The organism is Arthrobacter sp. efr-133-R2A-63, assembly GCF_030209795.1.
Lineage (GTDB): Bacteria > Actinomycetota > Actinomycetes > Actinomycetales > Micrococcaceae > Arthrobacter > Arthrobacter bambusae_A.
In genome coordinates this window covers 42,804-54,653 of record NZ_JARVRG010000018.1, presented here as the reverse complement: position 1 = coordinate 54,653, position 11,850 = coordinate 42,804, and the positions used below count along the sequence as shown (strand labels likewise).

The window sequence follows — 11,850 nt, the reverse complement described above, 5'->3', positions numbered from 1 at the left end:
ACCCCCTCCGAGGACGCCCTGAAAGTCCTCGCCAGCTGGGCCGCCACCCAGCGCGACACCACACAGATAGCGGTCAAGGAGAAACAATGAACGGCCGTCCCTCCACTGTCCTGATCGTCGGTGCCACGGGCAGTATCGGCCGCCATGCCGTGGCGGAGGCGCTGAGTCAGGGTTATGCGGTCCGTGCGCTCGTGCGTGACCGGGCTCGCGCCGCCCGCCTTCTTCCCGAAGGGGTGGACCTGGTGATCGGGGATCTGACCCGTCCGGACACCCTCGGCCCGGCTGTCGAGGGAGCCGACGCGATCGTGTTCACGCACGGATCGACGACCAGCGAACGGGACGTGCGGGACAACGACTACGCCGGCGTCGCCAATGTCCTCCGCGCATTGGGCCGCCGCCGGGCACACATCGCCCTGATGACCGCTATCGGCACCACCCGACCCGGCGTCGCCTACGCCCAATGGAAGCTGCGCAGCGAGCGGCTCGTCCGCGCCAGCGGCAACCCTTACACGATCGTGCGGCCCGGCTGGTTCGACTACAACCAAGCCGGCCAGCGGACGATCGTCATGCTCCAGGGGGATCGGCGACAGACCGGCTCACCCAAAGACGGCGTCATCGCCCGGGACCAGATCGCCCGCGTCCTCATCGACAGCCTGCACCTCGATGCCGCCGACCACAAGACCTTCGAACTCATCGCCGACTACGGACCCGCACAAGACGACCTCACCACAGTCTTCCACTCCTTGACGCCGGACTCAGCAAGGTCTCTCGACGCGGCCGAAGACGTAATCCACCTCCCTCTGGACCATGAACCCGAAACGTTCCGTCATGACCTCGCCACGATTTCGGCAGGGAACGACACCGCCGAAGGCTAGCGGCTGGGCTCCTCACAGTGTTGGGGCGGCGGGCTTGGCGGCGCTTTCGTCGGACGGAACAGGAAACTCCGGGACGAGGCCGCCACACACCCAGCCCCGCATCGCCCCACTCATTCAAAGCTACGTATTTTCGTCACCTCCGCACATCCGCGACCAAGAAACAGGAGATCACCATGAGCGAGGTCATCGTTGTCATCGGGGCCGGGTCGATCGGCCAGGCCATCGCCCGCCGCGTGAGCGCGGGCAAGCACGTTGTGTTGGCCGACCTGAACCAGGACAACGCTGACGCAGCGGCCGAGGTGCTGAGCAACGCCGGGCTCGACGTCAGCACGATGACCGTTGATGTGTCCTCCCGCGAGTCCATCCGTGCCGTGGTCCAGGCGGCCACGGCACTCGGTAACGTCACCGGGCTCATCCACGCCGCTGGTGTCTCACCCAGCCAGGCCTCGCCGGCCACCATCCTCGCCGTGGACCTCTATGGGACCGCGGTGCTGCTCGAAGAATTCGGGAACATCATCGCACCCGGCGGAGCCGGCGTCGTCATCGCCTCACAATCAGGGCACCGCCTCGGCGCGCTGACCGTCGAACAGAACGCCGCCCTCGCCACCACACCGGCCGATGATCTGCTGAGCCTGGCCATGCTTCAGCCGGACCAAGTCACGGATTCCCTCCACGCCTACCAACTGGCCAAGCGCGGCAACTCGCTACGCGTGATGGCCGAAGCCGTACGGTGGGGTAAACGCGGCGCGCGGATCAACACCATCAGCCCGGGGATCATCTTCACGCCGCTCGCCAGGGACGAGCTGACCGGACCGCGCGGAGAGGGGTACCGGCGCATGATCGAACTCTCCCCGGTGGGCCGCGGCGGAACCCCGGACGAGGTCGGCACCGTGGGAGCGCTCCTGATGGGCGCCGACGGCGCTTTCATCACAGGCAGCGACTTCCTCATGGATGGCGGCGTCACGGCATCGTATTTCTACGGCGAACTCGCACCGCACTGAGCAAGGCCCTCGGCGGGCCGACGACTTCCGAAGTGGAAAAACTCAGCCACAGCCCGCTCAGCATGTCGTATACCGTCGGATGCCGGTTCCTGTTCGGGGCCATACAATCCGGCTACACGGGTTGCTCTCTGACGCGAAGAATTGATCAAGATCGTGCCGTCTGACGAGTACTCTTCGATTGAAGCCTAGGAGGGACTGCTGTTTCGCTGCCCGACTGCGCCATTCAGCTTCCCTTCAATCTCGAGCACGCCGTCAATACACCGAAGGCTTGGGGTTAGATTCGGGACCGGGGCCGTGTCTGGAGCCATGATGCGATGCGTTCAAGGCCGGTGGTCATTGCAGGTGTCGCTGGCCGGTTCAGGAATCCGTGCCGGGTTCCTGGAAGGTATTCGTTTTCGACGGGTATATCGTAGGCCGCCAGTTCTGATGCGAACGCGTCGCCGGACGTACGTAGTGTGTCGTATTCGGCGCTGAGGATCAGGGTGTCCGGGAATTGTGAAAGGTCTGCTCCGCCCGGGAACGCGCGGGGGTCGTTCATGTGTTGAAGGGATCCAGCGTAGTTTCGGTTCATGCGTTCTACGGTTGCCGGGGTGAATTGCCAGAGCCCCCGGGGTCCCCGGAGCTTCTTTTTTACCTCTTGTTGCAGTGGCGGCAGTTGCGCGTGGAGGGTTGGGTAGGCGAGGACCAGCGAGGACGGCCCGTTTTGCCTTGTGCCGAGGTCAAGGGTTGCGGCGGCTGCCAGACATGCTCCGGCGCTGGCACCTCCGAGTGCAATTCCTGTGGTTTCCACACCGCCATCCGACAACGACTTTGCCACCGCGGTGAAGGCGGCCGTGACGTCGTCCAGGGGTATCGGGAACCGGATACCGGTTAGCTTCCCGGAGCGGGGTTTGCGAAATGGGCTCCACGGAGGCACGCGGCGGTAGTCCACTGAGATGACGTGAATCCCTCGGGCTGCCAAGCCGAGGCCAACGTCGTGGGCCTCGGGCATGTCCAGGTCCCCGTGGGAGAACGCACCGCCATGGAGCCATACGAGGGTCGGGGTGGCGGGGTCCGGTGAACCGTAAAGACGTGCCGGCACGGGTCCGTGGGGACCCGGGAAGGCCATGTCCGTGACGGTTTCGAGGATCCGTTCGGCTCCTGCAGTCGCTGGTGAGTGGGCGCGTGGTGGCATGGGGTGCGTGTCCCTTCTATGCGCGGCGTGTTGGCCGGTCGTATCTCAAGCGTGGACGGGCGTTGCGGGTTCAAGTTGGGCGAGGAATCGATTCGCTGCCGCCTGATTGGTGTAGTCGTCCGGTTTTTTGACGCATTTCGGGCACCAGTGGCCTGCGGTGAGGATCAGCCGGGGGCTGCCGCGGAAGGTGTGGCCTGAATCGCATTGCCAGGTCAGTGGCGTGGAGATGTCGCCGATTGCCATGGTCTGGGAGAGTAGTTTGCCTCCCCGGAACTCCGCCACGCCTGTCATGTCTGCAGTTGACCACTCGGCGGGGTCCTTGGATTCGTCGTAGCCGTGGTCCAACCGCCGGGGTTCCTTGTCGGGCTGGGGCGGGATGAATGTGGACCAGTCGCCGATGTTTTCCCATTTCTCGCGAGAGCCGAAGTACGCGTTGATCTTGGCGTGGTCGTTGTTTGCGATCCATGCCATGGTTCCGCGGGGCTTCCTTGTCAATGGTTTCATCACGAGGTGCTTGATGAGCGCGGCGGGGATTTTGCCGGCGAGGCGGACCCTTGCGGGTCCTGTGGCTATTGCGCGGGCAAGGGCTTCCGGGAATGAGTCTTCCCGGAAGGGAACGAGATTCTCGAGTACGTCCGAATCTGAATACCACATGCCGTGGAAGTTGGTGGTGGCGAACCAGTTCCGGTCGTACCACTTACGCACGTCTTTGACGCCCATGGCGGCGGTCATCCGGGTCTGCAACTCCCAGTTGGTGAGCCGCCAGCCGTCCCCGCCGCCGATGTTGTAGATGCCGCCCCAGAAGTGGTCCGGGACGCCGTCTTCGCAGATGTTGGCCAGCAGGCGGGAGGCATCTTCCACGGAGACCCATTCCATGACTCCGCTGAAGGTGGAGTGGGTCATGATCGGATCCCGGGTTTCGAGGATTCCGGGGTGGAAGATGCCGGTCTGGCGCAGCGAAACCCAGTTCTTGAGTCCGGAGTCGATCAGTTCGCGTTCGGCGATGACCTTGCTTTGGCCGTATTCGTCGTAGTGCGAGACACGGAGTGGGTCGCCGACCCGGCCCCAGTGATGGGGCGGGTTGCGGTCCCCGCTTTGGGCGACGGTGCCGATTGTGACCAGGCGGACGGCGTCCGGGTCCGGCTGTTCTTTTACGGCCTTGATGACGTTCCGGGCGCCGCCGACGTTCACTGCGTGGGTGAGCTCGGGGTGATCGTCGGCAAGCGGGGACACGACAGCCCCGGCATGCAGGACGTAGTCGGCTCCTGTGACGCAGGACAGGACGGTGGGGTAGTCCGTGATGTCCCCGTGGACGACGCTGAGGTTGTCCATGTCGTGGAACCGGCGGATGATGCCGGTGTCTTTTTCGGTGGGTAGGACCAAGGCGAGGATGTCGAAGCGATCGGCGCGTTGTGCGAATTCCCGCAGGATGTACTGCCCCCAGTTTCCGGTGGCACCGGTGAGGAAGATTCGCTTCTTCTGTTTCTGTGGTGGTTTCACTGGAATGAGGGTTCCTTGCTTGCTTCGATCAGCTGGTGGAGGGATTCGAGTGGGATGCTCACGCCGGGGAATTTCGCGAACTGGTTCATCGGCATGGAGTAGGCCATCTTGAGCCCGTCCTGCATTCCCTCTGCGGCGTGCCGCTGTTCCTCTGTCAGGGAGGCGGTGATGCCCTCGATGAGCAGGGGCCCGACGATGGGGTGGGTGAACCATTCCTCCACCGTGGACGTGAGGCTCAGAGGTGACGGGCGGCCGGCGTCGCCGTGAATGCTGATGGTGGTGCGGGCGGCGATGTCGTGGGAGGACCGGCCCAGTTCGATGGAGTACTGGCCCGGGGTGACGGCCCAGCGGTGGTCGGTGACGTCATAGTAGGCGAAGGCCCGGCGGTCCAGATCCAGGGTCAAAGTCCGGGATTCACCAGGTTCGAGGGTGACTTTGCGGAACGCGCGCAGTTCACGCACAGGGGTCCGGACCGGCCGCTCGGGGGCACCGACGTAGATCTGGATCACGTCCGCCCCGGCGCGTTCCCCGGTGTTGGTGATGGTGACTTGCACGCTGGCTTTGTCATCGCCCACGGTCAAAGCGGTGAGGCCGGAGTAGCTGAATGTGGTGTAGCTGAGTCCGTGACCGAACGCATACCTCGCCGGGACGTTCACGGTTTCGTGATACCGGTAGCCGACGAGGACTCCTTCTCCGTAGCGGACGTGTCCGGCCTCGCCGGGAAAGTTGACGAAGGAGGCGGTGTCGTTGAGTCGGAACGGTATCGTCTCGGCGAGCCGGCCCGAAGGGTTGGTGCGCCCGGTGAGGATGTCGGCGATTGCCCCGCCGCCTGCCTGGCCAAGGGCCCACCCTTCGACGATCGCGTCGACGTCGTCGTGCCACGGTTCCAGGGTCACCACGCCGCCGTTGGACAGGACGACGACGGTGCGGGCACTGACAGCGGCGACAGCGTGAATGAGTGCGACGTGGTCCTTGGGAAGGTCAAGATGGGTCCGGTCGAATCCTTCCGATTCCTCCTTCTCGTCCAGTCCGACGAAGACGATGCTGACGTCCGCGTCCCGGGCGAGATCCGTCGCTTCGGTCCGGAGCACGGCGGCGTTGGCCGTGTCGCCTTCTGGGCCGTAACCCGGCGCATAGAGCACGCGGTCTTCCCCGAGGGCGCTGCGCAGTTCCTGGAGCGGCACATCGACACGGGTGGCATTGACGTGGGAGCTGCCGCCGCCCTGGTAGCGGGGTTTTTCGGCGAACTCTCCGAGGACCGCCACGGTCGTGCCCTGCCGGAGCGGCAGCGTGTTGTTTTCGTTGCGCAGCAGCACGATCGACGCGGCCGCGGCGCGGCGGCCGAGTGCGTGGTGTTCGCCGGCGTCGAACACTGCTGGTCCGTCGTCGAGGGCTGTCCGACGCTGCAAGGCAGCGATCCGTGCGGCGCTGGCGTCAATGAACCGAGCGTCGAGGGTACCGTCCTCGACAGCGGAGATCACCTCCGTGACGGTGGCGCCGGCCGTGCCGGGCATCTCCAGGTCAAGGCCGGCTTCAAGGGCTGCGGTGCGGTTGCTGACAGCTCCCCAGTCCGACACGACGGCGCCGCGGAATCCCCATTCCGTGCGGAGGACGTCGGTAAGGAGCCAGCGGTTTTCCGAGGCGTAGGTGCCGTTGATGCGGTTGTAGGAGCACATCACGGTGGCCGGGTCACTGTCGCGGACCACCCGTTCGAAGGCGGGGAAGTAGATTTCCCGAAGGGTCCGCTCGTCGACATCGGAGCTGACCCGCATCCGGTCCGTTTCCTGATTGTTGGCCGCGAAGTGCTTCACCGAGGTGCCTACGCCTTGGCTCTGGACGCCGCGGATATACGCTGCGCCGAGAATGCCGGTGACAAGGGGGTCTTCTGAGAGGTATTCGAAGTTCCGTCCGCACAGCGGGGAGCGTTTGATGTTGATTGCGGGGCCGAGAAGTACGTTGACGGACAAGGCCCGTGCTTCGCGTCCCAGTGCGCGGCCGACCTCGTCCACGAGTTCCGGGTCCCAGCTGGAACCCAAAGCGGTTCCGGGCGGGAAGCAGGTGGAGGGAATGCTGGCGTGGAACCCGAGGTTGTCTGCTGTTCCTTCCTGGCGGCGGACGCCGTGGGGCCCGTCCACCATGACGATCGACGCGACCCCGGAGACGGGCGTGGTGGACCAGAAGTCCCGGCCGGAAAGCAGTGACGCCTTCTCGTGCAGGCCCAGGTTCTGGACGGACTGCCCGGTCGCGGATGCTGCGGTGTCGGTAGTCATCGGGTTCATGTTGTTACCTCGTTCGCTGCGGTCAGGACTTTTTCGATGGCTTCGGCGAATCCTTCGGGTCGCATGGGGATCATGCCGAGCATGTCTTTGATGGTGAGGTTCTTCGCTTCGGGGCTGTTGCCCTCCAGCGGTATCCCGGGGAAGTAGCTCGCAAAGGTCTCGGTGAAGGTTTGCCAGATCTCGGGGTCTTGGGCGAGGACGCCGAAGGTGGTGTCCAAGCTGTAGGCGGGCCGTTCGTTGAAACACTCGGGTGCCTGGTAGTTCCAGTGGTGGGTTCCGGGTCCGACTTCGGTGACGAGGTCCTCCGGGTGCAGTGGAAGGATCACTTCCGCGTTGGTCCCTTCAGGGACCGTCACGTCTACGACAACGGTCCCGTCGTCGCCGATCCGCCAAGAGATGGCGGCTTCACCGTAGGGGGTGAGGTGGCGTGCGGCGGCGCTGGTGAGGTCTCCACCAGGTTTGGGAGCGAAGCGGATCCGTTTGTAGCCGGGTTCCGCCGGTGCGAGCCCGGCGACGGTGCGGTGCAGCCAATCGGCTACTGCGCCGAGGGCGTAATGATTGAACGAAGTCATGCCGCCGGGATTGACGGTGCCATCCGGCCTCATGGAATCCCACCGCTCCCAGATGGTGGTGGCATCCATGGTCACCGGGTAGAGGAACGAGGGGCATTCGGTCTGAAGCAGGAGCCTGTAGGCGTCCTCCAGGTGCCCGGTCCGGGTCAGGGCGTCGCAGAGCACCGGGGTGCCGACGAAGCCGGTTGAAATGGTGTACTTCGCCTCGGCCACTAGGGCGGCCAGCGCTTCTCCGGCCCGGGCCTCCTGCGCATGGGTGAGGATGTCGAAAGTGATGGCCAGCGCGTAGGCGGTCGCAGAACCGTTGACGAGCCGGCCGGACGGTGCCACATACTCGTCCAGGAACGCCTGCTTCACTCTCGCTGCCAGCTTCAAGTACCGAGTCTGGTCCTCCTGGTGCCCGAGGATGCCTGCTGTTTGGGCCATGACCTGGGTGACGCGGCAGCAATAAGCTGCGGCGACCAGATGCGGCTCGGTCTTGCCCTTGCCAGGATTTTCCGGAGGGGCATCCGGATCCAGCCAGTCACCGAACTGGAAGCCAGTGTCCCAGAGACCGACGGGGTTCAGCAGCCCCTCGACCTGGGCGGTGAAGTCCTTCATGGAGTTATAGGCATCGGCGAGAATCCGCTCGTCCCCGTAGGCCTGGTAGAGGGTCCAGGGCAACAGGACGGCGGCGTCCGACCAGACAGCGGTGGTCATCGGTGCCGCGTGGGTCTGGAAGTCCGGAACCACCATGGGCACGTACCCTTTCTCGCTCTGTTCCAGGGCAAGGTCCCGCAACCAGGATCCGAGGATGCCACGGACGTCATAAAGATAGGCCGCCGTAGGGCCGAAGACGTTGATGTCTCCGGTCCATCCCAGCCGTTCGTCGCGTTGCGGGCAGTCCGTGGGGAGGCTGACGAAGTTTCCCTTCATCGACCAGAGAGTGTTCCTGTGCAGCTGGTTGAGAAGCGGATTGGAGGATTCGAACCAGCCGGTACGGGTCATGTCGGTGTGGATGACGACGGCGGTCAGTCTGTCCGCTGTCAGCTGTCCCGGGTAGCCCTTGATTTCAACATAGCGGAAGCCATGGAAGGTGAAACGAGGCTCCCAGGTCTCCGCACCGCCACCGCGCAAGGTGTAGTTGTCGGTTGCCTTGGCTGTGCGCAGCGGGCGGGTGCCCAGCTCGCCGTCCTCCAAAACCTCGGCGTGGCGGAGCGTCACGGTCGTGCCCGCATCGCCTTCCACGTTGACCCGGACCCAGCCGACCAGGTTCTGGCCGAAGTCGGCCACGGTTTTCCCGGAAGGCGAGGTGATCAACCGCTGGACAGCGATTTCCTCGATGCGCCGGACAGGCTCCTTGGTGGGGGCCTCCAACGTTTCCAGGTCCCAGTCGATGACCTCGACCCCGGCCCAGCCAGTGGCGTTGAAGCCCGGGGTTGACCAGCCGGGCAGCTCCAGGCGGGCATCGTACTGCTCGCCGTCGTAGATGCTGTCGGAGAGGACCGGCCCGGGGGCCGTCCGGAAATCCGTGTCGGTGACCACGGTTTCGGCGTGGTCGGCGTAGTCGAGTTCGAGCTGCATGAAGAGCCCGGGCCGGTCGGCGAAGATGTTCTTCGTGGGCCCTGCCCCCTCCCAGCCGAGCCGTCCACGGGCCCAACCTTCGCCGACCATGGCACCGAGGGTGTTGGCGCCGTCCTTGAGAAGGTCCGTGACGTCGTAAGTGCTGTAGTTGAGCCGGTGCCGGTAGCTGGTCCAGCCCGGTGCCAGGACCTCATCGCCCACGCGATGCCCGTTCAAGTAGGCCTCAACGAAGCCGAGGGCCGTTACGTGAAGCACAGCGCGGCGCGGCGAGGATGCGGTGAAGTCGCGGCGGAATAAGGGCGCCCGCTCAGACCTGTCTGTCGTGTCGGAGTGGGGCAGGGGCGCGATGAACCTCGCGGTCCAGGGGAGGGATGCAGTCATGAGAGTCTTTCGAAGATGGTCTTAGCGGACGGATTTGATGCGAAGGACAGTGAACCCTCCAAGAAGCGTGATGCCCGCAGCAAGCAGGTAGAGGAGGGTGTAATTTTTCTCAGTGGCGGTGGCGCCGATGGTGAGGAACAGGGGCGCGATCAGTGGTGCTGCCGCCTGCGGGATGGAGGTGGCGAAGCCGGTGATTCCGAGGAAGCGGCCGGCATTGGTTTTCTTTTCGGGCAGCACATCAAGGAGCAGTGCCTGGTCCACCGCGGAGAATCCTCCGATGCCGATCGAGGTCAGGACCGAACCGGCGATGATGACGGGAAGATCGTGCGCGAAAGCCATGACAACGATGCCGGCCGCGAAGGTGATGGCGGCAGCGAGCACGATGGGCTTCCTTCGGCGGATCTTGTCAGAGAGGAATCCGCCCCCGATCGCGCCGAGGGTGGTGGCCAGGATGCCGATGCCTCCGATGGTGGCGATGACCCCGGCGATTGCCTGCAGGGACACGCCGAGCCGGGAAGCCATGAAGAACGCGGTGAACGTGGTGTTCAGGGTGAGGCCGAAGTAGAACAGGAACCGCGCGAGCCAGTTCCAGCTGAAGTCCTGGTGCTTCCTGGGGTTGTAAAGGTACTTCGAAGCAATAAGCCTCACGCTTAAACGGTCCTCGAAAACCAGGGCCTTGCTCGACTCTTCGCGGGCGAACAGGACAAAAAGCAAACAGAAGAGCACGCCCACGCTGCCCGGGACCAGGAAAAGCAGCAGGCTGTTCCCCATCAACGATCCCGCTGATACGACGCCGACGACAGGCCCGACCTGGTTTGCGAAACCAACAAGCCCCGAGACCTTGCCGCGCTGGGACTCCGGCAGGCGGTCGGCCTGGGAAGAGTTCAGGCCCGCCAGTGCCTGGCCCCAACCCAGCTGGGCCAGGACCCAACCCAAAGCAAGCACCGGAATGCTCTCCGCCGTCGCCATGACGAACAGGGAGATCACTCCGAGGCCGGTGCCGGCGAGGATGAAGGGCCGGCGCCGGCCGAGGCTGGTGCGCGTCCGGTCGCTGAGCGTGCCCAGCATTGGTCCGGTCAGCATGACGACGAGCGAGCCGACGCCGAGGATGTAGCCCAGGTTCTGCTCCTGGCCCGGAGTAATCTGACTGACCTTGACCGCTAGGGAGATAGCGATTGGGGTAATAAAGGCGATGAAGACACCCAGCTGGGCCAGGACCATCAGCCAGATGTACGTGGAAGAGACCTTCGGCAGATCAGCATCGTCCCGGGGAGGAGCAACGGCCAGTAGTTCTTCTTCCGTACCGATTGCTCCCGTCAGGGGGGATCCGGAGGAAGCGGTCGCGGACGGCAACTCGGGAGAAATCATAGGGACTCCATTGTCGGAAAAGAGTAAGTGGGGAGAATCACTAGTACGTACTAGTTAGTGGATAAGATGCTAGCAAGGCATAGTGGTGCTGGCAAGAACTATTTGTAACGATTCAAGGAGCGGCGAGTGACGACAACGATGGGGCGGCGCACCACGGCGGCGGATGTGGCCCGTGAAGCCGGTGTATCACCGGCAACCGTGGGTTTCGTCCTGAACCGGACCAAGGGCCAAACAATCTCAGAAGAAACACGGGCGCGGGTCCTGACGGCAGCCCAGCACCTGAATTACAAGCCGCACCAGGCTGCCCGTGCGCTACGCAGCGGACGCAACAAGATCGTCCTTCTGGTCCTGCCTGACTGGCCCCTGGAGTACAGCCTCCGGACAAACCTTGAGGTGCTTACTCACGCCCTGGCAGCCCACGGCTATGCCCTGATCACTTTCACGCCCCGGCCCGACAGTGCTGCCACACCGCTCTGGGCCATCCTGGAGCCGGCCGTGGTCATTGGCTATGAGCCCTTCTCGGCCGAACAAGTCGCCGATATGGAATCCCTGGGCATCCGCAACATCATTCCCTCGCCGGGCACTTCGGCAGACCAGGTATCGACCGACTTTGCATCCGGGCCCCGGCTTCAGACCGAGTATCTTCTGGGTCTGGGGCACCAACGACTGGGCTACGCACATCCGTCTGACCCGAGGCTCAAGGAATTCGTCAAAGCCAGGCTCCAACTCGTGAACGAAGTCTGCATTGAAGCCGGTGGCCGCACACCTATCGCTCGAGAGGTCGATTATCAGGATGCCTCGGGATCTGCCGCTGCCGCCGCGTGGCGAGAGGCCGGAGTCACCGCAGTGATCGCATACAACGACGAAACCGCTGCAGACGTCATCGCCGGTGCAGTGCGGAGCGGCATCAGGGTGCCCGAGGACCTCTCTGTCGTCGGACATGACAACTCACCTCTTGCAGCACGATACATGCCCTCGATCACCAGCATCGCGTTGGACATGGAACGGTTGGCTCTCTATATGGCGGGCCTCGCGATGCACCTCGCGGAGGGTCATCCGCTGCCTGATCCCCCCACCGTTGCCGCATCGCTTGTCTGCAGAGAATCGGTAATTGCCCGATAGGCAAGCTACCCGAAC

Annotated in this window: 8 protein-coding genes; 3 read left to right on the top strand and 5 right to left on the bottom strand. The window is 64.1% G+C overall.

The features are described 5' to 3' along the window. Positions 1-86 precede the first annotated feature (86 nt). Positions 87-875, top strand: coding sequence for an SDR family oxidoreductase (locus QRN45_RS09875; protein ID WP_284763192.1), 789 nt, complete (start codon positions 87-89; stop codon positions 873-875). Between the two features lie 173 nt (positions 876-1,048). After that, complete coding sequence (locus QRN45_RS09870) at positions 1,049-1,876, top strand: SDR family oxidoreductase (RefSeq protein ID WP_284763191.1); 828 nt, start codon at positions 1,049-1,051, stop codon at positions 1,874-1,876. 274 nt (positions 1,877-2,150) lie between these two features. On the opposite strand, the gene QRN45_RS09865 is transcribed toward QRN45_RS09870, so the two are convergent. The 5 genes from QRN45_RS09865 to QRN45_RS09845 are packed head-to-tail and all read right to left on the bottom strand — an operon-like array spanning position 2,151 to position 10,713. Further along, positions 2,151-3,050, bottom strand: coding sequence for an alpha/beta hydrolase (locus tag QRN45_RS09865; protein ID WP_284763190.1), 900 nt, complete (start codon positions 3,048-3,050; stop codon positions 2,151-2,153). A 45-nt stretch (positions 3,051-3,095) separates the two neighbouring features. Beyond that, a complete protein-coding gene (locus QRN45_RS09860) occupies positions 3,096-4,550 on the bottom strand; it encodes an NAD-dependent epimerase/dehydratase family protein (RefSeq protein WP_284763189.1) in 1,455 nt (484 codons plus the stop codon). Next, the gene (locus QRN45_RS09855) at positions 4,547-6,820 is read right to left on the bottom strand and encodes a glycoside hydrolase family 3 C-terminal domain-containing protein (protein ID WP_284763188.1); all 2,274 of its coding nucleotides are present in this window, start codon (positions 6,818-6,820) and stop codon (positions 4,547-4,549) included. The genes QRN45_RS09860 and QRN45_RS09855 overlap by 4 nt, the downstream gene beginning before the upstream one ends. A 5-nt stretch (positions 6,821-6,825) precedes the next feature. Then, positions 6,826-9,345, bottom strand: a complete 2,520-nt coding sequence (locus QRN45_RS09850; protein WP_284763187.1) for an alpha-L-rhamnosidase — start codon at positions 9,343-9,345, stop codon at positions 6,826-6,828. A gap of 21 nt (positions 9,346-9,366) precedes the next feature. Continuing rightward, the gene (locus QRN45_RS09845) at positions 9,367-10,713 is read right to left on the bottom strand and encodes an MFS transporter (protein ID WP_284763186.1); all 1,347 of its coding nucleotides are present in this window, start codon (positions 10,711-10,713) and stop codon (positions 9,367-9,369) included. Positions 10,714-10,839: 126 nt separating this feature from the next. Here QRN45_RS09845 and QRN45_RS09840 point away from each other — a divergent pair, with 126 nt between their 5' ends. Continuing rightward, positions 10,840-11,835: a LacI family DNA-binding transcriptional regulator gene (locus tag QRN45_RS09840; protein ID WP_284763184.1), complete on the top strand. Its 996-nt coding sequence runs from the start codon at positions 10,840-10,842 to the stop codon at positions 11,833-11,835. Positions 11,836-11,850: the final 15 nt, after the last annotated feature.